This window comes from Pacificispira sp. (assembly GCF_965228185.1).
Classification (GTDB): domain Bacteria; phylum Pseudomonadota; class Alphaproteobacteria; order UBA8366; family Aestuariispiraceae; genus Pacificispira.
In genome coordinates, this window is the sequence record NZ_CBDDHE010000010.1 from 71,286 (window position 1) to 97,372 (window position 26,087).

The following is a 26,087-nucleotide window of genomic DNA, read 5'->3' on the forward strand; positions in this document are numbered from 1 at the left end:
CCGGACTGCGGGCGAAAGGCGACGGAACCCATGCGATTCACCGAGGCTCGGGCGGAGCCAAGATACCCGTTTTCGGCGGGTTTCATCGAAATCGACGACCGCCCTCTGGCTCTGGACGACCTCAGCGTCAACGGTTTGGGGTTCCATGCCGAGCGGCCGGATTCCTTCACGGTCGGTCTGCCGATCGACGGGTTTCTGGTCCTGCAGGATTCCGAGGAACAATATGAAATGCCCGTCCATCTGGTCGTCCGGCGGATCGAAGGCACGCGTATCGGCTGTTCGATGAGCTGCAAGATCCCGCACCACGTTTCGACCGTGCGGGAATTCGTCTCCAAACTGGGTATGAACGGCGGGTGAAACCATGACGACGGAACGGCGCCATCACGATATGGGCGGGCTGGATGCGGGCCCGGTCCACCGCAGCGAACACAAGTTCGAGCCTTGGGAGAACAAGACGGACGCCATCGTGCGCCTTTTGTCGCAGCCGAAGCGCGGCCCGATGATGCGGATCGACGAGCTGCGGCGCGGGATCGAGGAAATGGGCCCGGGCGTCTATGACGAACTGACCTATTACGAGCGCTGGATCGCATCGATCGCCAACATCCTGCTGGAAAAGGGCGTGATCAATGTGGACGAGCTGGGCCGCAAGATCGAAGAGGTCAAGGCGCGGCACGTCCCGGCGTCCGGTTCCGCGAAACCGGCGGAGGGCTGATCGCATGTCCTATGCCGTCGGCGATACCGTCCAGGTCCGCTATGCGACCCCGCCGGGCCATGTCCGCACCCCCTTTTACTGCCGCGGCCATGCCGGCGTCGTGGAGCGGGTCTGCGGCCGGTTTCACAATCCGGAGGAACTGGCCTATGGCCGCGCGGGCGAGGATCTGCTGACCCTCTACCGTGTGCGGTTCCGGCAGCGCGATCTGTGGCCGGACTACAGCGGCCCGGAAACCGATACCGTCGAGATCGAACTGTACGAACATTGGCTGGAGCAACCGCGATGAGCCACGACCATAGCCATCCGCACGACCATGACCATGGTCACGGCCACGGGCACGACCACCCCCACCGGCATCCGAACCAGCCCGATCTGGAGGATCTGCCGCCGACCTATTACCAGGCCATGGCCGACGCGGTGGCGGAGCTGCTGATCGAAAAGAACGTGTTTTCCGGCGGCGAGCTGCGCGAGACCATCGAATACATGCAGGGCCGCAATCCGGATCTGGGCGCGAAGCTGACCGCCCGGGCCTGGACCGATCCGGATTTCAAAAAGCGCCTGACGACCAATGCGAAAGAGGCCGCCGCCGAAATCGGCATCGATACCGGCCCGGCGCCGCTGCTGGTCATGGAAAACACGCCGGACGTCCACAACGTCATCGTCTGCACCCTGTGCAGTTGCTATCCGGTCTTTCTGCTGGGCAAGTCGCCGGACTGGTACAAGAGCCGGGAGTACCGCAGCCGGATGGTCCGCGAACCGCGCGCCGTCCTGGCCGAATTCGGCACCGAGATCGCGCCCGGCCGCGAGGTCCGCGTCCACGATTCGACCGCCGACATGCGCTACATGATCCTGCCCATGCGCCCCGACGGCACCGACGGCATGACCGAGGAAGAATTGGCGGCGCTGGTCACCCGCGACAGCCTGATCGGGGTGATCGAGGTGGCGGGACCGGCGGCGGGGTGATTCCTACCCGAACGTGCCCGCCTGCCAGTGGGCGCCCAGAAGGCACAGGGAGACCCCGGCGATGAGGCTCAGGATTGTGCGGCCGGTCCAGAGATAGAGGCCGAAGGTCACGATCACGGCGGCGATGTCAGTCGGGGTGCCGCGCATGGCGGCGGGGGCGACGATCGCGGCGAGGGCGCAGCCGGGCAGGCAGTTGACGATGCGCTGGGTCTTCTCGCCGCCGCTGGACAGGGCCGCGCCCAGGATCATGCCACCGATGCGCATGCCGAAGACGGTCAGCGCGACCAGAGCGATGGTCAGAAAGGCGGTATAGCTATCGGGCATCGCGCATGACCTCCGACGCCAGGGCGGTGACGGCGCCGGCCGCGACGGCGACCAGGACGGCCGCGCCCGGCTCGATCACGCCGTCCAGCGCGATGCCGACCCCGGCGGAAACCGCCAGCGGCGCGCGCGGCGCGTCGACACCGCGTACCACGACGCCGACCAGAATGGACAGGAAAACGATCCCGGCGAAGGCCAGGCTTTTCGCCGTCACCGGATCGAACAGCCCGGCGGAGAAGACCCCGACCGCCGTCGCCGCGACCCAGATTGCATACATCGGCGCGGAAACGCCCAGATAATAGGCGGATTTGTTCGGGATCGACTTGGCCTGCAGGGTCAGGGCCCAGGCGGCGTCGTTGATCACGAAGATCGCGGGCAGGCGCAGCGGACTAGGCAGGCCGCGGATCGTCGGTCCCAGCGAAAGACCCATCAGGGTCAGGCGGCTGGTCACCATGGCGGCGGAAATCAGGATCGCGAAATAGGGCATCTGATCCGACCACAGGGCCAGGGTCGCGAACTGGGCCGTGCCGGCGAAGATGAAGGCGCTCATGGCGACGGTCTGGCCCATGTCCAGCCCGGCGACGCTGGCTGCCGATCCGAACAGGATGCCGAACAGCAGCGCGCCGAAGAACATGCCGGACGCGTCGCGGATCCCGGCGAGGAAGCTCGCGCCGGAACAGCCCGGCGGTGTGCCGGTCATATCTGTGGGAAAGGCCATTGGCGCGACTTAATCCTTTCGCGCGCCGGGCGAAACCGTCGCTTCGGCACAGCATTTCCGACGGCGCGGAAGCAAACTTACCAGACCCCCATCTTGATGCGCCCGCCGAAGGTGTAATCGGCGGTTTCGGCCTCGACCTCGGCGGCGGTGAAACTGGTCCGGGTCAGGCGGTCGGCGAATTGATCGAACAGCAGGTCGCGCATCCGCCGCACCGTCGCGGCATGGGCCGGGTCGCGGCCCAGGTCGTGCAATTCCCGCGGATCCTCGATCATGTCATAGAGCTGCGGCGGCAGGTCCAGCCAATGGACGTATTTCCAGCGTTCTCCGCGCAGCATCCAGCCGCGCGCCCGTTTCGGCGCGACGCCCAGCGCGACGCGCGCCTGCCGGGTCGCGTAATCCAGCTCGCAGCACGCCGCCATGCGCCAGGCGGGCGGGGCTTCGCCTCTCAGGAAGGGCGTCAGCGGCCGTCCGTCCAGCATCTGGATATCGTGCGGATCGCCGCCCAACGCGTCCAGGAAGGTCGGCACCAGATCGATGCCTTCGACCGGCGCCTGGCTGACGTGCCCGCCCGGCAGGTCGGGATGAACGACGAAGAAAGGGATGTGGGCGGAGACATCGTGGAACAATTGCTTCTCGCCCAGCCCGTAATCGCCCAGGTAATCGCCGTGATCGCTGACGAAGGCGATCATCGTGTCGTCCAGGCGGCCGCGTTCCTCAAGAAAGGCGGTCAGGCGGCCGATATGGTCGTCCAGCTCCCGGATCAGGCCCAGATAGGTGGGGATCACCCGTTCCCGCGCGCCGTCGCGGCGGAAACCGATACTTTCGGTATGGTCCAGAAAGGCGCGGTAGACCGGATGCGGGTCGGCGGCGGTCGGGACGGCGGGCCAGACGCTATCCGGGCCGAACAGGCCGCAATAGGGTTTCGGCGCGATGTAGGGCCAATGCGGTTTGATATAGCTGAGATGCAGGCACCAGGGCGCGTCGCCCTGTTCGTCGATGAAGGCCATCGCCCGGTCGGTGGTCCAGGCGGTTTCGCTGTCCTCCGGCGCGACACGGGCGGGCTTGTCGGCGTGGCGCAGATACCAGCCCGACAGGATCTCGCCCTGCGGCCCCAACGCGCTGTTGGCGTGGTCGTGCCAGGGATTGTCGCCGTCATATCCCTTGCCCCGCAGATAGGCGTTGTAGCCCTTGTTCGGCGGCTTATCCAATGGATGCAGCCCGTCGTCGCGGGCGAAAGGTTCGAAGCCGCATTCCGCCGCCAGCACACCCTGATCGGACAGGTCCGACAGGCCCATACGGGCCATGCCTTCGCGGTCGGCCTTCATATGGGTCTTGCCCGCCAGCGCCGTGCGCAGGCCCAGCTTCCGCATCCGGTCGCCCAGCGTCACCGTCCCTAGGGGCAGCGGTGCCTGATTGACGGTCGCGCCATGGGTCGACGGGTAAAGCCCGGTATAGAACCCCATCCGCGACGGCCCGCAGATCGGCGCCGGGCAATAGGCCCGGTCGAACCGCGTGCCGCGCCGGGCCAATGCCTCCAGATGCGGGGTTTCGATCTTTGCCCCCGGCACGCCGATCCCCGCGCCCCAGCAATCCGCGCGCAACTGATCGGCCATGATGAAGAGAATGTTCCGAACCGGCATGGCGCGAGATTAGTGCGGTTTCCTCCGGACGGAAAGGCGGGTCGGTCGAAACGGGAAAGGACGAACGCGGAGGATACAGAGCCACTCCGGCTACTTCCCGCGTGCTCCTGCGAAAGCAGGAGCCTCGGTCGTTCTCTGTCGGGTTCAGCCCTGACGGAAAAGGGTGCGGAAAACGGCCTTGACCGCCCGTACGGGGGCGAGCCTGGAGGCTTCGGCTTCGATTTCGCCGAACGCGTCTTCCACCCAATCCACGGCGGCTTGCACTTCGCCTTCGATATCGGCCATGGCCGCGGCGAATTCGCTTCCCTCGAAGTCGGAATAGTCCAGCCGGTTGGCGTCGATCATCGTCCTCAATCCTTCGATACGGTCCCACATGGGGTGTAAGGGTCGTGATTAACAGTGTTCTGTTACGAATCGGCGTCCCTTTGCTGAACGTTACGCTACGGCTTCTGGGCGAAACCGACCCTTTCACCGACCCGGCGGGTGACGTAGGCTGCGGCGAAACCCTTGGCAAAAATGAGGATCCGATGACCGATCTCACCCTGGACGTATGGCAGTTCGTCCGCCTGATGGTGTGCATGGAGGAGTCGCTGAATACCCGCAGCGGCGGGCGCGGCTCGGACCTGAAATCGCTGTATGACAAATGGGAGGATCTGTGGGTCGATCTGGATGCGCGCCTGGTCGATCTGGGGAAGCATGACATGGACGCCTTCGCCGACCTGATGATGGATCAGGAGGTCGTGCTGGAAGAGGTCACCGCGCGCGAAAAGGAACTGGTGCGGCAGGAATTCGACAAAGTCTTGCGCCAGATCAAGGCGCGCCTGGCCCAGACCGACGATCCTGCCGATGTCGAGGATTTGAGTTTCGAGCGCGACGAGATCGTCCTGACCCTCAAGGCGCTGGGCGACCGCCAGCATGGCAATACCGGGGGAAAACCCGGATCGGCGCCGGCCGGCAAACCGCCGGCCAGGCCGGGCGGCAAGGCGCGCAAGTAGATCGGGACGGCGGCGGCGGAACGATCCGCCGCAACCGCCGTCGAATTCATGTATCCGATCCCATCGCATCCGGGGTCGGGATATGAGACAGTAGCAATGGCAATGCGTTACGCGCTGGGGAGAGGGCGGGGCGCGGCCGGGCAGAGAAGACGAGTTCAGGACCCAACAAGACTCAAGAGGGAGGAATCTCATGAGCAGAGTGGCACTGGTTACGGGCGGTACGCGCGGTATCGGCGCGGCGATTTCCACGGCGTTGAAGGCGGCGGGCTATACCGTCGCGGCGAATTACGGCGGCAATGACGCCGCCGCCAAGGCCTTCACCGAGGAAACCGGCATCGCGGCCTTTAAGTTCGACGTTTCCGATTTCGACGCCGTGACGGCCGCGGTGGCGAAGATCGAAGCCGATCTGGGGCCGATCGACGTCGTGGTGAACAATGCCGGTATCACCCGGGACGGCACCATGCATCGCATGTCGCCGGACCAGTGGCAGGCGGTGATCGATACCAATCTGGGGTCCTGTTTCAACTGCTGCCGCGCCGTCATCGACGGCATGCGGTCGCGGAAGTTCGGCCGCATCGTCAATATCGGCTCGATCAACGGCCAGGCCGGTCAGTACGGCCAGGTCAACTATGCCGCCGCAAAATCCGGCATTCACGGCTTCACCAAGGCCCTGGCCCAAGAGGGCGCGCGGGCCGGCATCACGGTCAACGCCATCGCGCCGGGCTATATCGACACCGACATGGTGCGCGCGGTCCCGGCGGAGGTCCTGGAAAAGATCGTCGCGAAAATCCCGGTCGGGCGTCTTGGCCAGGCCGGCGAAATCGCCCGCGGCGTCCTGTTCCTGGTTTCGGACGATGCCGGATTCATCACCGGGTCGACCCTGTCGATCAACGGCGGCCAGCACATGTATTGAGGCCCTTGCAGTAACCCCTCTCCCTCAGGGAGAGGGGCGGGGTGCGCGATGTTACGCCGCTGGCAGGCGAACCACGAAGCGAGCGCCTTTCGGATTACCGTCGGGGCCGGGGCGGTTTTCGGCATGGATCGCGCCGCCATGGGCTTCGGCGATCTGTTTGCAGATCGACAGGCCCAGGCCGGAATGCGCCCCGAACTTTTCGTGTTGCGGGCGTTCCGTATAGAAGCGGTTGAAGATTTCCTCCAGCTTGGCCGCCGGGATGCCCGGCCCGTCATCCTCGCAGGTCGCGACGATCCAGGCGCCTTCGCGCGCGATCGTGACGGTGATGGTGCCGTCCCGCGGGCTGAAACTCTCCGCATTGCCGATCAGGTTCTGGAAGATCTGGACCAGCCGGCTTTCCATGCCGCCGACCCGGAAGGGGCCGTTCCCGGACCGGACAAACCGGACCACCGGGCCCTGACCGCCCGCATCCGGCACACCGTCGCCGCGCGCGGTGCGGTGCATCCCGACCAGCATCTCCAGCATGTCGGCCAGGTCGATCTCCTCGGTCTGCACCCGGCCCAGCTCGGCGTCCAGACGCGACGCGTCGGAGATATCCGTGATCAGCCGGTCCAGCCGTTCCACGTCCTCTTTCACGATGCGCAGCAATTCGCGCTGATGATTCGGGTCCTTCACGCGCTGTACCGTCTCGATCGCGCTTTTCAGCGAGGTCAGCGGATTCTTGATCTCATGACTGACATCGGCGGCGAAGCGTTCGATCGCCGTGATCCGCATCGTCAGGGCGGAGGTCATTTCGCGCAGCACCGCCGACAGATCGCCGATTTCATCCCGCCGGCCCGTCAGATCGGGAATGGTGTCCGGGTCGCGGCCGACGGAATGGCGCACCTTTTCCGCCGCCTCTGCCAATCGGTGCAGCGGGCGGGCGATGGTGCTGGCGAAGTAGAGCGACACCAGGGTCGTGATGACCAGCGCGCCGGCGAATACCGCCAGAATGGTCAGGCGGACATCGCGCATCGCCTCGTCGATCCGCCCGCCGTCACGCGACAGCATCAGGCTGCCGAAGACATGGACATAGCGTTGGACCGGCAAGGCGACGGTCAGGACCAGATTGCGGTTGTCGTCCCGGCGCACCGCGAAGGCGCTTTCGCCCTGCAACGCGCGGACGGATTCCGGATAATCGGTGACGGTCGGATTCAAATGATCGCGGTAAAGCGGATAGTCCCGGTTTTCGATCCAGTGGGACAGGCTGTCCAGCCAGGACAGGACCGGGTTCACCACCGGCTGGATCGGATCTTCGGCAATGGGATCTTCCAACTCCTCCACCAGAATCTGCTGGCCGGTCGACCCCAATTGACGGCTGTCCACCGCCAGCGACCCGTCGGCCAGGAAGAAGCGGGCGCGGACCTCGCTGGCGGCCGACAGGCGGCGCACCAGATCGCGCGCGGGTACGATGTTCAGGACTTCCTGCCCATTGTCCAAAAGGCCGATCGCGCCCTCGCCCAGCGCGCCGGAGAAGATTTCCCCCTGTTCGCGCAGGGCGTCGATTTCCTGGGCGATCAGACTTTCGCGATAGGGGCCGAGATAGAGCATCCCGACGACGGGGATGAGGAGGGCCAGAAGATTGACCGCCAGAATCTTGCGGGTCAGCGGCGACAGACGCTGACGCCGCCGCAGACGCCGCGCGGCCCGGGACCGGTTCTTACCGTCACGCTTCTCCACACGCGCGGCCTTCTTGGCGGCGCGGGTTTCCTCTTCCCGGGAGACGGGCCTTTCGGCGGTGAGGCTGCCCAATTCGATGGCCCTTCGCGCTATTCCTCGTCCTTGTAGCGGTATCCGACGCCGTAGAGCGTTTCAATCTTGTCGAATTCATTATCGGTCGCCCGCAGCTTCTTGCGCAGGCGCTTGATATGGCTGTCGATCGTGCGGTCGTCGACATAGATGTTCTCGCCATAGGCGGCGTCCATCAGCTGATCCCGGTTCTTCACATGGCCCGGGCGCTGGGCCAGCGCCTTCAGCAGCAGGAATTCCGTCACCGTCAGCTTCACCGGTTCGCCCTTCCAGGTGCACAGATGGCGGTCGCCATCCATCACCAGCTCGCCCCTTGTGAAGGCGCCCTGGGATTTGCCGCCGCCTTCGGCCGTGCGCTGTTCCAGTTCGGCCCGGCGCAGCAGGGCGCGGATGCGCTCGATCAGCAGGCGCTGGGAAAACGGTTTCTTGATGTAATCGTCCGCGCCCATGCGCAGGCCCAGCAGCTCATCCACCTCGTCATCCTTGGAGGTCAGGAAGATGACCGGCAATTCCGACGATTGGCGCAGCTTCTGCAGCAGTTCCATCCCGTCCATGCGCGGCATCTTGATGTCCAATACCGCCAGGTCGACGGGCCGCGTGGTCAGGCCGCGCAAGGCGGTTTCGCCGTCGGTATAGGTGGTGACCTTGAATCCTTCCGCCTCCAGGGCGATCGAGACGGAGGTCAGAATGTTCCGGTCGTCGTCGACCAGGGCGATCTGCTGGGGCATCTGTATTTCCTCGTTCACCGCGATAAGCAGGGGCCTGTTTCCAGGGTCCGTCTCCCGGCGTCGTCAGGCGAACCGGTAGCGGACGCTGTCCCTTACACCGTTGCAACAGGGCGGAAATAAGGCAAGGTCGCGGCAGTTATTGGAAAATATTTGTCATAATTCGGCGGTGCGATCCACCGGGCCGCCGCTATTCCACGGGTTTTGTGCCGCCTTTCGGCACCGGAATCCGGGGGGTCCGGAAGACCTGTTTGCCATGGACATGCGGGGACAGGGCGGCATGCGGCCCGCCCGCCTTCACCGGCCGCTCCGCGAACCGGCCCCGGCTGATCATCCGGTCGTAAAGCGTGATCGCACCCGCGATGCCGACATTGATGCAGAAAGCCATCGGAATCTTCACCACGAAATCGCAGCGTTCGACCATCGCGTCGGACAGGGACCCGCGCTCCGGCCCCAGAATATAGGCCGCCCGGTCCGGGTGGCGGAAGGACGGCAGTTCGACCGCGTCGTCGGTCAACTCAACCCCGACCAGTTGGCAGCCCTTGGGCAGGGCGATCTCGTCGGCCGTTTCCCATTGGTAATAGGGCACCTGATCGGCGGTGCCGGACGTGTCCGACTTGTTCAGCCCGCGCATGTTGACATAGGGCGAGACAGCGAAGACGAAACTGGCGCCGAAGGCGTGGGCGGTGCGCAGCAGACTGCCCGCATTCATCGGTTTTGAGATGCCTTCGACCCCCAGGCCGAAATATCCGCGCGTCTGCGCCATGGCGCCGTTCCGTGACTTGTGAGAACCGGATCGCCGCCTTCTTGCACAAAGGGTCCGGGCAAGGCAAGTTTCCGGCCCCCAAGGACAGTAACCGGAAAGCCACGCGCGATGCTCGACGACGCCATCACCCTATCCGGCAGCAACGCCAACCCTCTGACCGTCGAAGTCACCCGCAACGGCGTGGTGGAAAGCCGCCATCGCGGCAGCGCCGCCGTGGTCGACGTGGCCGGCAAGCTGCAGGCCGCCTGGGGCGAAATCGCCCGCCCGACCTATCCGCGCTCTGCCATCAAGGCGATCCAGGCGCTGCCGATGGTCGAATCCGGCGCGCCGGAAGCATTCGGTTTCACGGATGCGGAAGTGTCGCTGGCCTGCGCCTCGCATAATGGCGAAAAGGGGCATACCGACGGCGCGGCGTCCATGCTGTCCAAGCTGGGCCTGTCGGAGGCGGATCTGGAATGCGGGTCGCACTGGCCGTACCGCGAGGCGGATGCCCACGCGCTGGCCCGGGCGGCGGTTGAACCCAACCAGTTGCACAATAACTGTTCCGGCAAGCATGCGGGCATGCTGGCCCTGGCCAAACAGCTCGGCGTGCCGACCAAGGGCTATACGAAACAGACCCATCCGGTACAGCAGCGCATTCTGGGCGCGATGGAGCAGATGTGCGGCATCGATCTGTCCGGCGTGCAGCCCGGCATCGACGGATGTTCCGCGCCGAACTGGCCGATCCCGCTGGAAAATCTGGCCTATGGCTTTGCCCGCGTCGCCGACCCGAAGGATTTGCCGGAGGAGCGCGCCAAGGCCGTGCACCGCATCACCTCGTCGGTCATGGCGCATCCCTTCATGGTCGCCGGCACCGGCCGGTTCTGCACCGAGGTCATGAAGATCCTGGGCGCGCGCGCCTTCATCAAGACCGGGGCGGAAGGCGTGTTCTGCGCCGCGCTGCCGGAATATGGTCTGGGCGTCGCGCTGAAATGCGATGACGGTGCGACCCGGGGTGCGGAGACGATGATGGCGGCGCTGCTGCGCGAAATCGGCGTCATCGAGGACGAGCACATGGAGGCGATGGCCCCCTGGCTCAATCCGCAGCTCAAGAACCGCCAGGAAACCATCGTCGGCGACATCCGGCCGGCGGATAGCTGGCTGGCTTTCTGACATGGCGGTGGATCCGGTCCGGGCCCAGTACGAAACCTACCCCTATCCGGCCCGCGACCCGAAGGACGAGGCGAAACGGCTGATTACCGGCTCGCCGAGCCATTTGCGGGAGTTGACCCATTGGCTGTTCGCCGGTCGCCTGCCGCAGGATAGGCCGTTTCGCCTGCTGGTCGCCGGCGGCGGCAGCGGCGATGCGCTGACCATGCTGGCGCAGCAGACCGCCGATGCCGGGATCGACGCCGACATCCACTATGTCGATCTGTCCGAGGCGACCCGCAAGATCGCCGAGGCGCGGATCGCCGCGCGCGGCCTGACGGGGCGGGTTACGTTCCGGACCGGGTCGCTGTTGGACGCGGCGGAATGGGGCCCGTTCGACTATATCGACTGCTGCGGCGTGCTGCATCACCTGCCGGTGCCGCAGGACGGGTTCCGGGCCTTGGCCGCAGCCCTGGCCCCTCTGGGCGGCATGGGCGTCATGGTCTATGGCGAGACCGGCCGGACCGGGGTTTATGAAACCCAGGCGGCGCTGCGCCTGCTGGCGCGTGACGACGAACCGCCGGCGAAACGGGTCGCCCTGGCCAAGCGCTATCTGAATGCGCTGCCCGCCAGCAACCGGCTGGTCCGCAATCCGCTGGTGCGCGACCACAAGACCGGCGGCGATGCCGGCCTTTACGATCTGCTGCTGCATTCGACCGACCGCGCCTATACCGTGCCGCAGCTGGAGGCGGAAATAGCGGCGGCGGGCCTGCGCACCGTGACCTATATCGACCCGGCCCGCTATGCGCCGGAAACCTATACCCGCGAGCAGGATCTGCGGAACCGCGCCGCCGCTCTGGCAGCGGGCGACCGGGCGGCATTGGCCGAGGCCATGGCCGGGAACATGCCGGTCCATATCGCCTATCTGACCCGCGCCGACCGGGCGGAAGACACGGTGGCCCGGATCGCACCGGACGCCGTTCCGGTGTTCCGCGATGCGGAGACGGAGGCCGAGTTCCGCGCCATGCCGCCGGGCGCGCCGTCCCTGCCGGTCTCCATAGACGGGCTGGACCTCGCCCTGCCGCTGCCGCGCGACGCCAAGACAATTCTGGACCGCATCGACGGGACCAGCAGCCTGGAGCAGATCCGCCAGGACCTGCCCGCCGCCCCGGACTGGGACCGCTTCCATAAAAGCTTCACCCAGCTCTTCGCCGCACTGAACGGTTTCTCCCAACTGTTCCTGACGCGCTAGCGGGGTTTCCGTCATTTCCGCGCCATGGGGAATCAGGGCCCGAATGCGTTCCTGCGACAGCAGGAGCCTTCGAGTTTCCGGCACCGTGCCTGGATGAGGAAGGTTCCTGCTTCCGCAGGAAGACGGTCTCTGGGCTGTCTGTAATTCTTGAAGGGTCCGGGAATCAGGCCCGTTGGCACGGTCTGAGCGCACCCCCCTGGACCCCGGCTTCCGCCGGGGTGACGGACAAGGGGGTGAGCGGACGACGCGGCCCCGTTTTCATCCCCTCCGCGTGCTCTGCGCCATCTCCGCGTACTCTGCGTTCCACTTCCGGTACCGGCGCGCTCCTGCGAAAGTAGGAGCCTTCGCGGGTCCGGCACCGTGCCAAGACGTAGAAGGTTCCTGCTTCCGCAGGAACACGGTCTCCGGGTTGTCTGTAATTCTTGAAGGGTCGGGGAATCAGGCCCGTTGGCACGGTCTGAGCGCACCCCCTGGACGCCGGCTTCCGCCGGGGTGACGGCTAAGGTGCGAGCGGCAGATGGGGCCCTGCTATCATCCCCTCCGCGCGCTCTGCGCCATCTCAGCGTACTCTGCGTTTCACTTCCGGTACCGGCGCGCTCCTGCGAAAGTAGGAGCCTTCGCGGGTCCGGCACCGTGCCAAGACGTAGAAGGTTCCTGCTTTCGCAGGAACACGGCTTTTGGGCTGTCCGTCATTCGCGCTGGGGCGGGAATCGCGGATGGTCGGCACGGTATGTGCGACCAAGCCCTGGCCCCAAGACGCCAAAAAGCCCCCGGGCGGAGGGCTCGGGGGCTTCGGCGCTGGTCTGGGTATTTGGGGGGTGCGTTGGGGACTTACGCGACCCAGACCGGCTTTTTCGCTTCACGGTCGGCTTCGGCGCGATTCAGGCCGATATCCGCCAGAAGGTGATCTTCCATTTCGGCCAGGCGGCGGCGCTGTTCGGCGCGCGCCTGAAGTTGCGCCAGGGTCGCGATCGGGTTGACCGCGATCGAGCGCAGGCCTTCCAGGGCCGCATCCGTCGCTTCGACCAGAAGATAAGCCAGCGGCGCAAACGGGCTGCCGGCCCCGTACATTTGCTGCGTGTTCGCCATTGTCTTTCTCCTATAGCAAACTGCCGTTCACAGATGACACGACCGGATGTCACAGAGGTGTAGTTTATCCGAAAGTCTTGTTCATCCCGGGCACCGTTGCCCGACAGGGGGAGAAATAGGGGGGTTTCGTTTTCCGGACAACGGATATATTTTCATTTATCGAATTAAGAAAATTTATCCGAACGGAGACCGTCGTGAGCGCCCGTCTGCCCCCTTTGAAGCCCTTGCCCGCCTTTGAAGCCGCGGCCCGGCTGTTGTCCTTCACGGAGGCGGCCGAAGAACTTTATGTGACACAGGCCGCGATCAGCCATCAGATCAAGCAGCTTGAGGACGCGATGGGTGTGCGCCTGTTTCGCCGTCTGAACCGTGCGCTGTTGCTGACGGAGGAGGGGCAGGCCTTTGCCGGAACGGTGCGTCAGGCGCTGCATCTGATCGCTGACGGCGCGGACCGGGTCAAACGCCAGGACGAGAGCGGGCCGCTGAATGTCAGTTGCCTGCCGTCCTTCGCGTCGGCCTGGCTGGTGCCGCGCCTGGCGCGGTTCCGCGCCGACCATCCGGAAATCGACATTCGTCTGTCCGCCGATTACGAGCTGACGGATTTCGACGCGGAGGATATCGACCTCGCCATCCGCTGGGGCACGGGCGGGTATAACGATCTGCACGAAATCCGCCTGATGACAGAGGAAGTCTTCCCCGTCTGCAGCCCGCGCCTGCTGGAAGATCCGGAAAAGCCACTGGAGAAGCCGGAAGACCTGGCCCAGCACACATTGCTGCATGACGATATCCGGACCGACTGGCGGGTTTGGCTGAAGGCGGCGGGGGTGACGGGCGTCAATCCGGACAAGGGGCCGCGCTACAATTTCTCGAACCTGGTCCTGCAGGCCGCGATCGCGGGGGAGGGCGTGGCACTGGGCCGCAGCGCCATCGCCCATGACGCGCTGGAACAGGGGCTTCTGGTCAAACCCTTCGATTTCTCCCTGCCCAGCGATTTCGCCTATTGGATCGTCTGCCCCCAGGAACGCGCCGACCGTCCGAAGATCCGCGCCTTCTCCGACTGGCTGCTGAAGGAGGCGGAAACCGCCTGACCGCCGTGGCTGGCGGTTGCGGGCAAAGCGGTGTATGACGACGCCCGCCACAATCAAGGAGGAGACCCGCCGATGACCCGGATGACCACGCCAGTCAAACCGAAGGACAGGGTTCTCGTCGCCCTCGACACGCCGGATACGGACAAGGCCGTCGCCCTGTCGCGGCAGCTCGCGGGCCATGTCGGCGGCATCAAGCTGGGGCTGGAATTCTTCAACGCCGCCGGGCCGGACGGGGTCCGCAAGGTGGTGCGCGCCGGGCCGGAAGAAACGCCGCGCGGCGAGGCCCCGGCGCAGCAACGCCTGTTCCTCGATCTCAAATTTCACGACATCCCCAACACGGTGGCGGGGGCGGTGCGCTCCGTCATGCCGCTGGGCCCGTCGATCCTGAACGTCCATGCCGGTGGCGGCCCGGCGATGATGAAGGCCGCCCTGGACGCCGCCAATTTCGAGGCCGAACAGTTGGGCACCGTGCGCCCGATGCTGATCGCCGTGACCGTGCTGACCAGCCTGGACGATGCCGATCTCTCCGCCGTGGGTCAGGCCGGCCCGTCGAAGGATCAGGCCGTGCGTCTGGCTGGCCTGGCACGGAAGGCCGGGCTGGACGGCGTCGTCTGCTCGTCGAAGGAAATCGCCGCCATCCGCGCCGAATGCGGCCCCGACTTCAAACTGATCGTCCCGGGCATCCGTCCCGCCGGCGCCGCGCTGGGCGATCAGAAACGGGTCATGACCCCGTCCGAAGCGATTGCCGAAGGCGCCGATTTCATCGTCATCGGCCGCCCCATCACCGGCGCCGAAAACCCCGCCGGCGCCGCCAAGGCCATCGCGGACGAGTTGGGTGGGGCGTAACGCTGGGATAGGCGGCGCAGGCTCTTCGCTGTTTGCCGCCGCCCTTTTCGCCCTGGCCTTCACATGCGTCAAATGGGGGCAGGCGGTCTTCGCGACACAGGACGGCCGCGGGTGGCTGCATAGCACTGGGTGGAAGGCGCTTGCGTTTCACGATGTGCCGGAATGGATTTGGCCGATATTGCAGGAATGCCTGTATGCCGCCGCCGTTCTGACGTTGATGCGCCTCGCGGCGGGACCCGAACGGCGCCTTGCGCCCTTGCCGATACTGGTTACCGCGGCGGCCATGACCGCATGTTACGCCGGGGTTCATTACGTTCTTTGGAGTGTCGGAACCCCCATCGTCCTCATACTGTCGGCGGACGGTCCTGTTTGGATCAGTTTGGTGTTCTTCCTTGTGCTGGAGACAACGAAGCTTCTGGCGCTGGCAACGCTCTGGCTGTCGGTGACGGAAGGGCGGTTCGTATGGCCCTATAGCGGGGTCACGATTTTTGAACGAAACCCGATGCCTTTTGTCTGTCTGGTAGGCGGCTCGGTCCTGATTGCCTGGATCACGATGCTCCGGATACCGGTCTTTCTGGTTGATCCTCATTGGCATTACGACCTGTTCCGGGGAGCCATCGAGCCAATCGACCTGTTCCGACCAGGCTGGGACCTGGCACGAATTCTGGTGGAAAAAGCATGGCTGGTCGGCGTTCTTTGGCTGACGGTCGAGCTGTTCCGTATAACGGATCAAAAGTTTTAACGCGGAGGAAGAATCTTCTATAAGACCTGACTCGGAACTCACCGCATCGAAACTCTCTCCGCGTTCTCTGCGATCCCTCCGCGCCCTCCGCGTTAAACCGACTTGGCGTCCTTGGCGCCTCCTTCGCGCCCTTCGCGGTTGTCTTGCTTGCGGCGCGCGGCGTCCCGCTCTATCTATCCGGCCATGGCAGTCGACGCGAAAATTTGCGGGATCACCGATCCCCAGGCGATGGAAGCCGCCGTCAGGCATGGCGCGGCGTTGATCGGGCTTGTGTTCTTTCCGCCCAGCCCGCGCGCGGTCTCCGTCGACGAGGCGGCGATGCTGGCCGGGCGCGTGCCGGAACGCGTCCTCCGCGTCGGCCTGTTCGTGGACCCCGATGACGAGTTGATCGATCAGGTTCTGGCCCGGGTGCCGCTGGACGCGATCCAGCTGCATGGCGAGGAGCCGGCGGACCGCTGCGCCGGGCTGAAAGCCCGCACGGGCCGCGAAGTGCACAAGGCGATCAAGGTGCGCGATGCCGAGGATCTGGCCACCGCCGACCGCTACGCCAAGGTCTGCGACCGGTTGCTGTTCGACGCCAAACCGCCGGCGGATGCGACGCGACCCGGCGGCAATGCAGAGACCTTCGACTGGACGGTGCTGGAAGGGCGCAGCTGGCCCGTGCCGTGGCTGCTGGCCGGCGGGCTGACCCCGGACAATGTGAAATCGGCGATCCGCATGACCGGCTGTCCCGGTGTCGACGCCTCGTCGGGCCTGGAAAGCGCACCGGGCAAGAAGGATCCGGCGAAAATCGCGGCCTTCCTGAACGCGGTCAAGTCCGCCTGACGGCTTTCTCGAACCGTTTGATTCACGTCAATGCGGGCCTGTGGGGCGGGGCCTAGTCTCGCCTTATCGCTCTGCGGAGCGGTGAAGCGTCGGAATGGGCCCTATCCCTGAAGACACTTCTATCCCATCCCAACTTTCAGCCCCGTGCCGTCCGGGCGGTTCGGGCGCCTCAGGTCAAGGACTCCCAAGGCGGCACGGGGTTGAATTTTTCCACCAGGAAGTCGACGAAGGCCCGCACCTTGGGCGACAGGTGCCGGCGGGTCGGATAGACCGCGTTGATCGGCACTTCGACGTCGCGATAGAACGGCGTCAGGATGCGGACCAGCTTGCCTTCCTTGACCTCCGGCGCGACCAGGAATTCGGCCAGCCGCGCGATGCCCAGCCCGGCCAAAACCATTTCGTGGATCGTCTCGCCATTGTTGGCGGTGAAATTGCCTTCCGCCTTCACCGGGTATTCCGTGCCGTCGGGCAGGCGGAAAATCCATTCGTTCAGATGGATCGCCATGGCAAAGGCGAGGCGGTTGTAATTCACCAGTTCCGACGGGTGTTTCGGTTCGCCGAACCGTTCGAGAAAGTCCGGGGAACAGCAGATCGCCCGGCGGCTGACCGCCAATTGCCGCGCGACCATGGAGGAATCCTGCAGCTTGCCGAAGCGGATCGCCACGTCCTGGCCTTCCTCCACCAGATCGGCCAGCGCGTCGGTCAGCGTCATCTCGACATTGACCTCGGGATACCGGTCCAGGAATTCCGGGATCAGCGGACTGATCTGGTGCTTGCCGAAGGCGACGCCGCAATTGACGCGCAAGGTGCCGCGTGGTGCGGAATGGCGCTGGCTGACCGCCAGTTCCGCCTCTTCCATATCCGTCAGGATGCGCACGCAGCGTTGATAGAAGGCATCGCCTTCCTCTGTCGCCGAAAGCTGCCGTGTCGTGCGGTTCAACAATCGCACGCCCAGCCGGTCTTCCAACCGCCCGATTTGCTTGCTGACCGCCGACGGCGTCAGTTTCAGCGCCCGCGCGGCACTGGAGAAGCTTCCCTCTTCCACCACTTTGGTGAAGACGGCCATTTCACCCGCTCTATCCATTTTCCTGCGACGCTCCCCCGAAAGGCCGATAGCGCCAGGCTGGCGTTTTCGCCTCGCCGGGCCGGCAACTCCCTGATTTGTGTCCGTTGCGTTACGGATCGGTTTATATACGGCCCAACCTATTCCGTCAAAGAATAGATGCTTGGACCATCCACCAGATTAAAAAAGAACGCCCGACTTGTTAAGTTTTTTACCACGGCGGAACAAACGCCATACCCAGACACCCGCAATCCGATCCCCCAGGATCGAAGGGCGGGCGCAAACCGAAGGAAAGGATCTTCGTTATGAGCGAGACCGAAGCTCTGTTGCGCCGCCATCCGACTGACGCGGAAATCCGCGAAGGCCTGGCCCGTGCCGGCCGGCTTCGCAGCAAGGCCTTCCACGACGCCGGTACCGCCGTCGCGGAGGCGTTCAGAAACCTATTCACGGCGCGTCCGTATCTGACCCTGACCGGTCGCGCGCCGAACTGCGTGGCCTGCTGACAGGTCGCGCGAACGGAACACCGTCGCGGTATCGCCCCCTTCGCCCGGCATGAAGCTCGCCGGGTGGCCGCGACGGCCCATCCCCCCCGGAGCGTCGGTACGCCGACGCTCCACCGCCCTGCGCCGGATCTCCCTGTACGACCGGCGCAAACTCGTGAGAGACTAGCCCCGTATCGATCCGATACGGGGTTTTTTTTGTGGAAGGTGCGACGGAGGCATTCATGGATCGCAGACAGGTTCTGGGCGGCGGCGCGGCGCTGTTGGGCGCGGCATTCGGATCGGGACTGTTTCAGCGCCGGGCCGATGCGTCGTCGGGAACGGCCGATCCCGACAGGCTGGCGGACCTGCTGGTCGACGGGAGCGATCCCCTGATCCGGGCGGCGGTCAGCGACTATCTGCGCGACGGGGTCGCCCGGCATTATGCCCTGCGCAACTATGCCGCCTTCTGGTTCGGCGCCGACAGTCCGGCAGGCCATGCCGATGCCCTGTTGGCCGGGTTGGCCCATGCCGATACCGATGCCCTGGACCCGCGCGATTACGACCCGTCGCGCCTGCCCAACTGGGACGCCAGCCCGGAACACCGGGAACTCGCTTACAGTTTCTCGGCCGCGCGCTACGGGATCGACATTCAAAGCGGCCGCGCCGATCCAAAACGGGCGGAACCGGACCTGTTCGTCTATCCGCGCGACACGCAGCCGGATTCGGTCCTGCTGAAGCTCGGATTGGCGAAGGATCCGCGCGCCGCGCTGGCCGCCATGGCCCCGCAATCCGACCGTTACCGCAATCTGCGTGCCGCCTATACCGCCTGGCGCGTCAAGGCCAGTGAGGATCCGCCGCCGACCGTACCGGACGGCCCGACGCTGAAGCCCGGCATGGAAGATGCGCGCCTGCCGGCGATCGCGGACCGGCTGATCTATCTCGGCATCCCCATCGACGGCGCCGTTGGCTCGGCCTATGGCCCGGGCCTACAGGCGGCGGTCGCGGCCTTCCAGACCCGTTACGGCCTTGCCGCAGACGGGGTGGTCGGCAAGCAGACCCTGGCCACCCTGAATCGGGACGCGGCCGAATGGGTGACAACCGCGGCCCTGAACATGGAGCGGCTGCGCTGGCTGCCGGACAATTTCGGCAGCCGCCATGTCCATGTGAATATCGCGGATTTCCAACTGGATTACTGGGAAGACGGCGCGCCGAAACTCAGTATGGCGGTCGTCGTCGGCCGGCCCTACCGGCGCACACCGGTCTTTTCCGACCGCATCCGCTACATCGATTTCAGCCCGACCTGGACGGTGCCGCCCGGCATTCTGGTCAAGGACATGATCCCGAAAATCAAGAAAGACCCGACGGTGATCGAGAAGTTCGGCTACCGTTTCTTCACCGGCGGTGACAATCCGCAGGAGATCGACCCGTCCCAGATCGATTGGGCGACGGTTGAGGCGCGCGGCTTCCCCTATCAGATCCAGCAGCGTCCGGGCGACGACAATGCGCTGGGCCGGGTCAAGTTCATGTTCCCGAACACCCACAATGTCTATCTGCACGACAGCCCGGCGAAGGAGCTCTATGCCCGCCCGGAAAGGGCCTTCAGCTCCGGCTGCATCCGTGTATCCAAGCCGGATGTGCTGGCCCAGGCGCTGCTGCGCGATCAGCCGGACTGGACGGCGGAGCGGATTGCCGACGCGATGGCGCGCGACAAGCCTGTCCGGGTTCTGATGAAGGAAACCGTGCCGGTGCATCTGACCTATCTGACCGCCTGGGTGCCGCCCGGCGCGGACTTGTCGGATCCGCTTCATGCCGTGCGCTTCCGGCCCGATGTTTACGACCGGGACGGCATCCTGCGGGCCGCGCTAGGCGCATGACACGGCGCGGACGTATGCGGAAAATACATATTGCCCTGTGATCACATTCCGGGATATGGAGGGAGATCGCTGACTTTCGGAGCAAGCGCTTCATGACACTCATTGATCGACGCCGCTTCATCAGCGGCGCCGCGGGCCTCGTCAGTGCGGCCGCGGTTTCGGGCACGATCCCGGGAATCACGATGGGCACCGCCTCCGCTGTGGCGCCGATCCGGCTTCCAGGGGTGGCGCGCCTCTCCTTCGTCCACCTTCATACCGGCGAAAAGCTGGCGCTGACCTTCCGCAAGGAAGGGGTCTATGACCAGGGCGCCCTGGCCGAGGTCAACAATATCCTGCGGGATTGGCGGACCGGCGAAGCCGTGGATATGGATCTGGGTCTGTTGGAGCTGCTGGTGCGCCTGCGCCACAAGCTGGACACCAAAGGGCCGTTCGAAATCATCTCTGCCTATCGCGCGCCGGCCACCAATGCGGCCCTGGCCGCCAATAGCGGCGGCGTCGCCAAGAAAAGCTATCACATGCGCGGCATGGCGGTGGATGTGCGGGTGCCGGGCATCCGGGCGGAAAACGTCTATCCGGTGGCGCGCGGTCTGAAGGCGGGCGGCGTCGGCCTGTATCGCAAGAACGACTTCGTCCATGTCGATACCGGTCCGGTTCGGACCTGGTAACAGATCGATGTGATCCTGCGGGCGGCGGTCAGACGGCCCCGCCCGGCAGTTTCTCAAGCTGGCATCCGGCGATGCGCCAGCTTCCGTCTTCCATCTGCTGCATGAAATAGGTGGCCATCCAGGCCGATCCGTCCCGCGCGACCAGCATGACCGCCTGGGTGGCGCGCCCTCCTGACACCTCGAAGCGCTGGAACTCCACGGCCTGGGGCGCGATCAGCGGGGCATAGCCGCGGGTCACCATCTCCATGAAGATGTCCGGGTTCTGGAACTTCTGCTGAATGAAGGTCGCGGCATAGGAATAGGCTTCCGCGCGGTCGCCTGCCGCCATGGCGTTCAGCTGGTTCTGGATGATGGTTGCGACGGCCTGCTGGCCCGCATTGTCCTGTGCCCGCGCGGTGATCGCGCCGACCGCCGCCAACCCGGCGACGAACAGAAAGACGAAGACGATCCGCATGATACGGCCTCCGGCGTGGTTGGGCCCCTGCAAAGGGATACGCGCCGGAAGGCCGGTAGGATCACAGACGGTGGAAATCCGGAAGGGGCGGCCGGGACCTGCGGTCTCGGACGATGCCTCAGCGGACGTAGAGGTGAACCTCGTTCTGCGCGACGCCCTGCGAATCCGACAGCAGGTTCACCCGGCCGGGCTGAATGCCCATGCTGGTCAGGGTGCGCAGCACGGCTTCCGCATTGCGCTGGGCGGCGGCGCCGTTCAGCGCGACCTGCGCCGCATTGCCGCGGTCGGGGCTGACGGCGACCAGATCGAACACTGCGTTCGGCTTGGCGGTCATGGCCTGGTTCACCGCGTTGAACAGCGCCTGCTGATAAGGGACGTTCTCGCGGTCGAATTTGATGATGACCAGCGGCTCTGCCGACGGATCGATGCCCTGGCCGGACGCCGCGACACGCGCCGCCGCGTTCTCGGTCAGTTGGAATGACCGGGTGGCGATATTGGCGCCATACAGCTGACCGTTCTTGATGCCTTCCGCCAGCGTCGTCATGTTCCCGCGCTCGGCCGAGACATAGAGATTGTGGCGATTGATCTCCTGCGTGACGTCGGTCAGCATCCGGTCCAGATCGACCAGACCCTGGTGCACGGCGTCTTCCAAGACGCGCAGGCGGGCATGGTCTTCGTCGACCGCGCCGGACAGGCCATAGGTCGCCTGAACCGTGCTCAACAGGAATTTCCCAAAGGCCGCCTGATCCGACGCGTCGCTGTGCAGCTTGGACAGGGACGGGATGGTCTGTTCGACCTGGGCCAGGGAATTCTGGGCCTGGTTCCACTGTTCGACCAGGATGGGGTTGCCCGGCGTGGTGCCGAGCTGCAGGCGCGAGGTGATCGCGGCCTTGTTGGAATGATAGGTCGTGGCGTTGCTGGAGCTGTTGGCGCGGATGCCACTCAACCGGCCCTTCAAGTCGCCGACCTGGCCGGTCAATTGCCGCAGGTCCTGATCCATCTGGGCGATCCGCTCGCCGACCGCCGTGGTGCCGGAATAGACCGCCTGGGTGCTGGCCGGGATCGCCGAGACGGTCGGCTGGGCCGTCGCCTGCTGCGCCGCCGGAGCCGGGGCGGGTGCGGTGGTCGGCTGCGAGGCCGCGGTGGATCCGCCGGCCGGGTCCTGGGCGTCCAGGGACGGCCACAGCGAGTCGCATCCGGTCAGCATGACACAGGTCGCGCCGATCAGCCCAAACATCCGGAAAGAAGTCGTCATGCCCTGCACCATGCCTTGTACCGCCCTGTCTTCCTTCGGGTCCGTGATCCCCGGACCCTTTCTCGGACCGCCGCATGCGCCGCCGGACCGCCCCTTCGGAGAACTCCCTGCCGGAAGTTTCCTGGTTGGAACGCCCGTCCAGCCCAACGCGGTTTCTGCCCCCACGCGATCCGGTCCGCAACGTCCTGCGCCGCGCCCAAAACCGCCGTCCCACTCTATCCGCGATCCATACGGCGGCGACCGATAAACAGCGCCGCCGGGCCGGACCCGGCAAACTTAGCGCGGATACTACTTGACCCCGCGTTCGGGGACAACCCGCATTCTGGGTGGGGGATAGGCCGAATCCCATTGGACTAGCGCGATTTTTCCCGGCCGTTGCGTCTCGGTCTCACCCCCGCGACCCGACAGATACGCGCCGCAAGAGCACCGGGCCGGGCCGGACGAAACCGGACGGATCAGCGTCTTTGTCATTTTCCTGCAAATCACCCCTTGCCATTCCCCGCCGCTTGGCCTATCAACCGCGCCGCGCCGCCGATCACCGGTCGGCCGCACTGCGCGCCCCTAGCTCAACTGGATAGAGCACCTGACTACGGATCAGGAGGTTGGGGGTTCGAATCCTCCGGGGCGCGCCATTCTCACTTCGTTCGAACATCGCTTCCCGGAACTTAGTAAGTTCGGACTTCGTCCGTTGGGGCGCGCCATTTTCTCCCGACTTTCGACGGCCTGCGTCCCACTTCCGTGGGTGAAGTCGCATATGCGCTTCGCCGGCCCCATTCAGCGGATATCGGTACCGTCGCCGCAAAATCCGGGGCGTCACAAAAAATTCTACCTGTGATCCTCGTCACTGTGTTGCGCTGCGGAATCAGCTAATTATAGTTCATCGGTAGGAAGACGCGGGTGTCGCGCCTTTCGATCAAGGCAAACCGTCGGTAACGGCGGGACGCAAAGCCTCCGGCCCCGGAGCGTAAACGGGGTAGCGGGGTTGCCGAAAAGCGACGACTGGAAACAACGCGTGACGCCGAAAGCAGTGCAGCCCATGGGCATCGACCGCCTCATCCTCTATACGATCATCGCCTTTTTCGGCGTGCTTCCGATCATCCTGATGCCCTTGTTCGGCGAGGAGGTGCTGGACGCGGTGCAGGAGATTTCCGACACCGAGGACAAGCGCCAACCCGATAACGGCGAGCCGGTCCGGCTGGTCGCCGGGCCGCTGATGAATGTCGCCGGCCGGATCAATGACGGCCTTGTGGCGGTCATCGACCTGCCGAACCGAACCATGGCCGATGCGCTGTGCGAAAAGTCGCCCTATTTGCATGACCGGCTGCAGGTCTTCGCGGCGGAAAATCCCTCCCGTTTGAGCGACAAGACGCGCATCTCCGGCCGCGATCCTGTGCTGATCCGCGTGTTGCGCGCGGAATTTCCGTCGATCCCGATGGATGCCGTCCGACTGACCGAACCGACCGCCTATAAATGGATCTATCCCAGCCGCGACGTCTATGAATGCCAGGGGCTGAGTTACCGCCGGATCGCCCAGAAATCCTACGAATAGATATTCGCATTAGTTCCGTGTTTGTTTTCTTTATCGTCTGGTCTATGGTGCCCCGGAGAGGAGCGCGCCATGCCGGAATCCCTGCCTGAGATCACGCCGCCTGGCTTCGGCACCCGCCCGGACGCGACCCAGGCGGTCACGCGCGGCACGATGCGCCTGCTGCGCGAGATGGGCTTGGCCTGTCTGACCGAGGTGCCGCTGAAAACCGGACGGCGCGTCGATGTGATGGCGTTGGACAAGAAGGGCCAGACGACGATCGTGGAAGTGAAATCCTCGCTGGAGGATTATGCGGCCGATTCCAAATGGGGTGAGTATCTGCCCTTCTGCGACCGGTTCTACTTCGCCGTCCCGACCGAATTCCCCATCGACATCCTGCCCGGCGAAGTCGGACTGATCCTGGCCGACGCCTATGGCGCCTCGATCGAACGCCCGGCGGCGGAGGGCAGCATGAATGCCAGCCGCCGCAAGGCCCTGACCCTGCGCTTCGCCCGGCTGGCGGCGGAACGCTGTTCACGCCTGATGGAAGGGTGAGGAAGCCGTATGACGCGGTAACGCCACCCGGGTTCCTGCGGAAGCAGGAACCTTCGCGGCCCCTCTCCAGACGCGACCCGGCAAGGCCCCCGCTTTCGCAGGAGCGCGCCCGTGCCGGTCACTCCCTGCTCTTGCGGGCGAAGGAACGCGTGATGGTCCTGCCTCTCCCTTCCGGGGAAGAGGGTCCCTCACTCAGCCCCGGTTCAGCTTGGCGATCGTCCGTGTCGTCGAATGACCGTCGACCAGATCGGCCAGGACGACCTTGCCGCCCAGCCGCTCCACGACATCGGCGCCGACGACCTTGTCCTTGGTGTAATCCGCGCCCTTGATCAGCACGTCCGGTTCCAGCGCGGTGATCAGGGAAAGCGGCGTATCCTCGCCGAAGATCACCACCAGATCGACATGGCCCAGCGCAGCCAGAACGGCGGCGCGGGCGGATTCCGGCTGGACCGGACGGTCGGGGCCTTTCAGACGGCCGACCGACGCATCGCTGTTCAGGCCGACGACCAGCCGGTCGCAAGCGGCGCGGGCCTGGGCGATCAGCGAAACATGGCCCGGATGCAGCAGATCGAAACAGCCATTGGTGAAGCCGACCGACTTGCCGGACCGGCGCCAGGCGGCGACGCGGTCGACTGCCTCGGCCTGGGTCAGGACTTTGGATTCCCCAGCCTCCAGGCGTTCCTCGTGACTGTCGTTCAGGATTTCGCCGGGATAGGCGACGGCGGTGCCGGTCTTGGCGACGACGATCCCCGCCGCCCGGTTGGCCAGGGCGGCAGCGCTGCGCGGGTCGAGGCCTGCGGCAAGACCGGCGGCCAGCGCGGCGACGACCGTGTCCCCGGCGCCCGCCACATCGAAGACCTCCCGCGCGCGGGCGCCCAGATGGACGGCGCTGTCGGTTCCGTCGGCGGCGCGGCGATAGAGGGTCATGCCTTCCTCCGACCGGGTGGCCAGAATGCCGGCCAGACCGCAGCTCTCGGCCAGGTGGCGGCAGGCGGCCAGCACGGCGTCGTCGCCCTCGGCGGGCATGCCGCTGGCCAGGGACAGTTCGGCCCGGTTCGGGGTGACCAGATCGGCGCCGCGATAGCGCGAGAAGTCCCGACCCTTCGGATCGACGATGACCGGGCAGCCCGCCTGGTTGGCGGCCGCGATCAGGTCGGCGACCAGCGCGTCGGACAGGACGCCCTTGCCGTAATCCGACAGGATCAGCGCGCCGGCGCCGGGCAGCGCGGTCAGGGCGGCCTCGCGTAGGGCGGCGGCGGTTTCCGGCGGGAAGGGGCCGGTCCTTTCCCGGTCGGTGCGCAGCAATTGGGCACGGCCGGCGATGTAGCGCGTCTTGACGGCGGTCGGCCGGTCCGGCGCGGTGACGGAGCCGTCGGTCACACCCGGCAGGTCGGCCAGCATCGTGGCCAGTTCCCCCGCGGCGGAATCCGCGCCCACCGCCCCGACCAGGGTGCATCGCGCACCCAGGGCCGAGACATTGCGCGCAACATTGGCCGCGCCGCCCAGTGCCGGGCGTTCGCGCTGCACGGACAGGACGGGGATCGGGGCTTCGGGGGAAATCCGCTCCACCTTGCCCTCGACGAACCGGTCCAGCATCAGATCGCCGACGCAGAGCACCTTGGCCCCGCCCAGCCGCTCCAGGGTCGCCGCCAGATCGGTCTCGGTCATCTCCGGAATGTCCTTGTGATCATGGGCGCCGGCGCGGC

At 65.4% G+C, this 26,087-nt stretch carries 29 protein-coding genes, 1 tRNA gene and 1 riboswitch; of the genes, 18 read left to right on the top strand and 12 right to left on the bottom strand.

Translation table 11 applies throughout. The features are described from left to right. Positions 1–30 precede the first annotated feature (30 nt). From ACO06O_RS20750 to ACO06O_RS20765, 4 genes are read left to right on the top strand one after another with little or no spacing between them, the layout of a single operon-like run. Positions 31–357, top strand: coding sequence for a PilZ domain-containing protein (locus tag ACO06O_RS20750; RefSeq protein WP_420419324.1), 327 nt, complete (start codon positions 31–33; stop codon positions 355–357). A 4-nt stretch (positions 358–361) separates the two neighbouring features. Further along, positions 362–712 (top strand): hypothetical protein, encoded by a 351-nt coding sequence (locus tag ACO06O_RS20755; RefSeq protein WP_421884363.1) that lies wholly within the window; start codon positions 362–364, stop codon positions 710–712. A 4-nt stretch (positions 713–716) separates the two neighbouring features. Continuing rightward, complete coding sequence (locus tag ACO06O_RS20760) at positions 717–998, top strand: SH3-like domain-containing protein (protein WP_421884366.1); 282 nt, start codon at positions 717–719, stop codon at positions 996–998. Beyond that, on the top strand, positions 995–1,675 hold the full coding sequence (locus tag ACO06O_RS20765) for a nitrile hydratase subunit alpha (RefSeq protein WP_421884369.1): 681 nt from the start codon (positions 995–997) through the stop codon (positions 1,673–1,675). Before ACO06O_RS20760 ends, ACO06O_RS20765 begins: the two co-directional genes overlap by 4 nt. Positions 1,676–1,678: 3 nt before the next feature. Here ACO06O_RS20765 and ACO06O_RS20770 read toward each other — a convergent pair whose 3' ends face one another. The 4 genes from ACO06O_RS20770 to ACO06O_RS20785 all read right to left on the bottom strand — a co-directional run bounded on the left by ACO06O_RS20770 (position 1,679) and on the right by ACO06O_RS20785 (position 4,699). Next, positions 1,679–1,999 carry an AzlD domain-containing protein gene (locus ACO06O_RS20770; RefSeq protein ID WP_421884372.1) on the bottom strand — a complete coding sequence of 107 codons (321 nt, stop codon included), beginning with the start codon at positions 1,997–1,999 and terminating at the stop codon, positions 1,679–1,681. Continuing rightward, the gene (locus ACO06O_RS20775; protein WP_421884375.1) at positions 1,989–2,714 is read right to left on the bottom strand and encodes an AzlC family ABC transporter permease; all 726 of its coding nucleotides are present in this window, start codon (positions 2,712–2,714) and stop codon (positions 1,989–1,991) included. The genes ACO06O_RS20770 and ACO06O_RS20775 overlap by 11 nt, the downstream gene beginning before the upstream one ends. Positions 2,715–2,791: 77 nt before the next feature. Further along, positions 2,792–4,354, bottom strand: coding sequence for a sulfatase-like hydrolase/transferase (locus ACO06O_RS20780; protein WP_421884378.1), 1,563 nt, complete (start codon positions 4,352–4,354; stop codon positions 2,792–2,794). A 144-nt stretch (positions 4,355–4,498) separates the two neighbouring features. Then, complete coding sequence (locus tag ACO06O_RS20785) at positions 4,499–4,699, bottom strand: hypothetical protein (protein WP_420419331.1); 201 nt, start codon at positions 4,697–4,699, stop codon at positions 4,499–4,501. A gap of 182 nt (positions 4,700–4,881) precedes the next feature. Between ACO06O_RS20785 and ACO06O_RS20790 the strand changes: the two genes are divergently transcribed. Continuing rightward, positions 4,882–5,349: a hypothetical protein gene (locus tag ACO06O_RS20790; RefSeq protein WP_421884381.1), complete on the top strand. Its 468-nt coding sequence runs from the start codon at positions 4,882–4,884 to the stop codon at positions 5,347–5,349. A gap of 190 nt (positions 5,350–5,539) precedes the next feature. Next, positions 5,540–6,262 carry an acetoacetyl-CoA reductase gene (gene phbB / locus ACO06O_RS20795; RefSeq protein WP_420419333.1) on the top strand — a complete coding sequence of 241 codons (723 nt, stop codon included), beginning with the start codon at positions 5,540–5,542 and terminating at the stop codon, positions 6,260–6,262. Positions 6,263–6,313: 51 nt separating this feature from the next. Here the strand turns inward: phbB and ACO06O_RS20800 are convergent, their stop codons facing one another. From ACO06O_RS20800 to ACO06O_RS20810, 3 genes are all read right to left on the bottom strand, one after another. Next, positions 6,314–8,053 carry a stimulus-sensing domain-containing protein gene (locus ACO06O_RS20800; protein ID WP_421884384.1) on the bottom strand — a complete coding sequence of 580 codons (1,740 nt, stop codon included), beginning with the start codon at positions 8,051–8,053 and terminating at the stop codon, positions 6,314–6,316. A 17-nt stretch (positions 8,054–8,070) separates the two neighbouring features. Then, the gene (locus ACO06O_RS20805; RefSeq protein WP_420419335.1) at positions 8,071–8,778 is read right to left on the bottom strand and encodes a response regulator transcription factor; all 708 of its coding nucleotides are present in this window, start codon (positions 8,776–8,778) and stop codon (positions 8,071–8,073) included. Positions 8,779–8,965: 187 nt separating this feature from the next. Beyond that, positions 8,966–9,541, bottom strand: coding sequence for an RNA methyltransferase (locus ACO06O_RS20810; RefSeq protein WP_421884387.1), 576 nt, complete (start codon positions 9,539–9,541; stop codon positions 8,966–8,968). A 108-nt stretch (positions 9,542–9,649) separates the two neighbouring features. On the opposite strand from ACO06O_RS20810, the gene ACO06O_RS20815 reads away from it, so the two are divergent. Next, positions 9,650–10,693, top strand: coding sequence for an asparaginase (locus ACO06O_RS20815; protein ID WP_421884389.1), 1,044 nt, complete (start codon positions 9,650–9,652; stop codon positions 10,691–10,693). A 1-nt stretch (position 10,694) separates the two neighbouring features. Next, positions 10,695–11,921 (top strand): SAM-dependent methyltransferase, encoded by a 1,227-nt coding sequence (locus ACO06O_RS20820; protein ID WP_421884391.1) that lies wholly within the window; start codon positions 10,695–10,697, stop codon positions 11,919–11,921. Between the two features lie 831 nt (positions 11,922–12,752). On the opposite strand, the gene ACO06O_RS20825 is transcribed toward ACO06O_RS20820, so the two are convergent. Then, positions 12,753–13,010, bottom strand: a complete 258-nt coding sequence (locus tag ACO06O_RS20825; protein WP_420419339.1) for a DUF1127 domain-containing protein — start codon at positions 13,008–13,010, stop codon at positions 12,753–12,755. 194 nt (positions 13,011–13,204) lie between these two features. Here ACO06O_RS20825 and ACO06O_RS20830 point away from each other — a divergent pair, with 194 nt between their 5' ends. The 4 genes from ACO06O_RS20830 to ACO06O_RS20845 all read left to right on the top strand — a co-directional run bounded on the left by ACO06O_RS20830 (position 13,205) and on the right by ACO06O_RS20845 (position 16,508). Beyond that, complete coding sequence (locus tag ACO06O_RS20830) at positions 13,205–14,095, top strand: transcriptional regulator GcvA (protein ID WP_421884394.1); 891 nt, start codon at positions 13,205–13,207, stop codon at positions 14,093–14,095. A gap of 81 nt (positions 14,096–14,176) precedes the next feature. After that, positions 14,177–14,941, top strand: coding sequence for an orotidine-5'-phosphate decarboxylase (gene pyrF, locus ACO06O_RS20835; protein WP_421884547.1), 765 nt, complete (start codon positions 14,177–14,179; stop codon positions 14,939–14,941). Then, a complete protein-coding gene (locus ACO06O_RS20840) occupies positions 14,931–15,683 on the top strand; it encodes a hypothetical protein (protein WP_421884397.1) in 753 nt (250 codons plus the stop codon). Before pyrF ends, ACO06O_RS20840 begins: the two co-directional genes overlap by 11 nt. A 183-nt stretch (positions 15,684–15,866) precedes the next feature. Further along, positions 15,867–16,508 (top strand): phosphoribosylanthranilate isomerase, encoded by a 642-nt coding sequence (locus tag ACO06O_RS20845; protein WP_421884399.1) that lies wholly within the window; start codon positions 15,867–15,869, stop codon positions 16,506–16,508. 169 nt (positions 16,509–16,677) lie between these two features. On the opposite strand, the gene ACO06O_RS20850 is transcribed toward ACO06O_RS20845, so the two are convergent. Further along, positions 16,678–17,592 (bottom strand): LysR family transcriptional regulator, encoded by a 915-nt coding sequence (locus ACO06O_RS20850; RefSeq protein WP_420419343.1) that lies wholly within the window; start codon positions 17,590–17,592, stop codon positions 16,678–16,680. A 284-nt stretch (positions 17,593–17,876) separates the two neighbouring features. Here ACO06O_RS20850 and ACO06O_RS20855 point away from each other — a divergent pair, with 284 nt between their 5' ends. The 3 genes from ACO06O_RS20855 to ACO06O_RS20865 all read left to right on the top strand — a co-directional run bounded on the left by ACO06O_RS20855 (position 17,877) and on the right by ACO06O_RS20865 (position 20,592). After that, positions 17,877–18,074 (top strand): hypothetical protein, encoded by a 198-nt coding sequence (locus ACO06O_RS20855; RefSeq protein ID WP_421884402.1) that lies wholly within the window; start codon positions 17,877–17,879, stop codon positions 18,072–18,074. A gap of 221 nt (positions 18,075–18,295) precedes the next feature. Beyond that, positions 18,296–19,927 (top strand): L,D-transpeptidase family protein, encoded by a 1,632-nt coding sequence (locus ACO06O_RS20860; protein WP_421884405.1) that lies wholly within the window; start codon positions 18,296–18,298, stop codon positions 19,925–19,927. Positions 19,928–20,019: 92 nt separating this feature from the next. Continuing rightward, entirely contained in the window at positions 20,020–20,592 is a 573-nt protein-coding gene (locus ACO06O_RS20865) for a DUF882 domain-containing protein (protein WP_421884408.1), read from the top strand. A 28-nt stretch (positions 20,593–20,620) separates the two neighbouring features. Here the strand turns inward: ACO06O_RS20865 and ACO06O_RS20870 are convergent, their stop codons facing one another. Beyond that, positions 20,621–21,046 carry a DUF4864 domain-containing protein gene (locus tag ACO06O_RS20870; protein ID WP_421884411.1) on the bottom strand — a complete coding sequence of 142 codons (426 nt, stop codon included), beginning with the start codon at positions 21,044–21,046 and terminating at the stop codon, positions 20,621–20,623. A 118-nt stretch (positions 21,047–21,164) separates the two neighbouring features. Continuing rightward, a complete protein-coding gene (locus ACO06O_RS20875) occupies positions 21,165–22,301 on the bottom strand; it encodes a hypothetical protein (RefSeq protein WP_421884414.1) in 1,137 nt (378 codons plus the stop codon). Positions 22,302–22,856: 555 nt separating this feature from the next. Here ACO06O_RS20875 and ACO06O_RS20880 point away from each other — a divergent pair. The 3 genes from ACO06O_RS20880 to ACO06O_RS20890 all read left to right on the top strand — a co-directional run bounded on the left by ACO06O_RS20880 (position 22,857) and on the right by ACO06O_RS20890 (position 24,381). After that, positions 22,857–22,933, top strand: a tRNA-Arg gene (locus tag ACO06O_RS20880). Between the two features lie 275 nt (positions 22,934–23,208). Then, positions 23,209–23,291, top strand: a riboswitch (cyclic di-GMP riboswitch). A gap of 22 nt (positions 23,292–23,313) precedes the next feature. Next, positions 23,314–23,850, top strand: coding sequence for a hypothetical protein (locus ACO06O_RS20885; RefSeq protein ID WP_421884417.1), 537 nt, complete (start codon positions 23,314–23,316; stop codon positions 23,848–23,850). Positions 23,851–23,919: 69 nt separating this feature from the next. After that, positions 23,920–24,381 (top strand): MmcB family DNA repair protein, encoded by a 462-nt coding sequence (locus tag ACO06O_RS20890; RefSeq protein ID WP_421884420.1) that lies wholly within the window; start codon positions 23,920–23,922, stop codon positions 24,379–24,381. Between the two features lie 192 nt (positions 24,382–24,573). On the opposite strand, the gene rfaE1 is transcribed toward ACO06O_RS20890, so the two are convergent. Further along, positions 24,574–26,049, bottom strand: coding sequence for a D-glycero-beta-D-manno-heptose-7-phosphate kinase (rfaE1, locus tag ACO06O_RS20895; RefSeq protein ID WP_421884423.1), 1,476 nt, complete (start codon positions 26,047–26,049; stop codon positions 24,574–24,576). Positions 26,050–26,087 lie beyond the last annotated feature (38 nt).

Coding starts and splice junctions, on each gene's coding strand:
- pyrF (WP_421884547.1), top strand. CDS start 14,177: ATGACCACGCCAGTCAAACCGAAGGACAGGGTTCTCGTCGCCCTCGAC.
- ACO06O_RS20860 (WP_421884405.1), top strand. CDS start 18,296: ATGGATCGCAGACAGGTTCTGGGCGGCGGCGCGGCGCTGTTGGGCGCG.
- ACO06O_RS20890 (WP_421884420.1), top strand. CDS start 23,920: ATGCCGGAATCCCTGCCTGAGATCACGCCGCCTGGCTTCGGCACCCGC.
- rfaE1 (WP_421884423.1), bottom strand. CDS start 26,049: ATGACCGAGACCGATCTGGCGGCGACCCTGGAGCGGCTGGGCGGGGCC.
- ACO06O_RS20815 (WP_421884389.1), top strand. CDS start 9,650: ATGCTCGACGACGCCATCACCCTATCCGGCAGCAACGCCAACCCTCTG.
- ACO06O_RS20750 (WP_420419324.1), top strand. CDS start 31: ATGCGATTCACCGAGGCTCGGGCGGAGCCAAGATACCCGTTTTCGGCG.
- ACO06O_RS20820 (WP_421884391.1), top strand. CDS start 10,695: ATGGCGGTGGATCCGGTCCGGGCCCAGTACGAAACCTACCCCTATCCG.
- ACO06O_RS20805 (WP_420419335.1), bottom strand. CDS start 8,778: ATGCCCCAGCAGATCGCCCTGGTCGACGACGACCGGAACATTCTGACC.
- ACO06O_RS20770 (WP_421884372.1), bottom strand. CDS start 1,999: ATGCCCGATAGCTATACCGCCTTTCTGACCATCGCTCTGGTCGCGCTG.
- phbB (WP_420419333.1), top strand. CDS start 5,540: ATGAGCAGAGTGGCACTGGTTACGGGCGGTACGCGCGGTATCGGCGCG.
- ACO06O_RS20810 (WP_421884387.1), bottom strand. CDS start 9,541: ATGGCGCAGACGCGCGGATATTTCGGCCTGGGGGTCGAAGGCATCTCA.
- ACO06O_RS20785 (WP_420419331.1), bottom strand. CDS start 4,699: ATGATCGACGCCAACCGGCTGGACTATTCCGACTTCGAGGGAAGCGAA.
- ACO06O_RS20775 (WP_421884375.1), bottom strand. CDS start 2,714: ATGGCCTTTCCCACAGATATGACCGGCACACCGCCGGGCTGTTCCGGC.
- ACO06O_RS20755 (WP_421884363.1), top strand. CDS start 362: ATGACGACGGAACGGCGCCATCACGATATGGGCGGGCTGGATGCGGGC.
- ACO06O_RS20870 (WP_421884411.1), bottom strand. CDS start 21,046: ATGCGGATCGTCTTCGTCTTTCTGTTCGTCGCCGGGTTGGCGGCGGTC.
- ACO06O_RS20850 (WP_420419343.1), bottom strand. CDS start 17,592: ATGGATAGAGCGGGTGAAATGGCCGTCTTCACCAAAGTGGTGGAAGAG.
- ACO06O_RS20865 (WP_421884408.1), top strand. CDS start 20,020: ATGACACTCATTGATCGACGCCGCTTCATCAGCGGCGCCGCGGGCCTC.
- ACO06O_RS20845 (WP_421884399.1), top strand. CDS start 15,867: ATGGCAGTCGACGCGAAAATTTGCGGGATCACCGATCCCCAGGCGATG.
- ACO06O_RS20760 (WP_421884366.1), top strand. CDS start 717: ATGTCCTATGCCGTCGGCGATACCGTCCAGGTCCGCTATGCGACCCCG.
- ACO06O_RS20875 (WP_421884414.1), bottom strand. CDS start 22,301: ATGACGACTTCTTTCCGGATGTTTGGGCTGATCGGCGCGACCTGTGTC.
- ACO06O_RS20790 (WP_421884381.1), top strand. CDS start 4,882: ATGACCGATCTCACCCTGGACGTATGGCAGTTCGTCCGCCTGATGGTG.
- ACO06O_RS20765 (WP_421884369.1), top strand. CDS start 995: ATGAGCCACGACCATAGCCATCCGCACGACCATGACCATGGTCACGGC.
- ACO06O_RS20855 (WP_421884402.1), top strand. CDS start 17,877: ATGAGCGAGACCGAAGCTCTGTTGCGCCGCCATCCGACTGACGCGGAA.
- ACO06O_RS20780 (WP_421884378.1), bottom strand. CDS start 4,354: ATGCCGGTTCGGAACATTCTCTTCATCATGGCCGATCAGTTGCGCGCG.
- ACO06O_RS20825 (WP_420419339.1), bottom strand. CDS start 13,010: ATGGCGAACACGCAGCAAATGTACGGGGCCGGCAGCCCGTTTGCGCCG.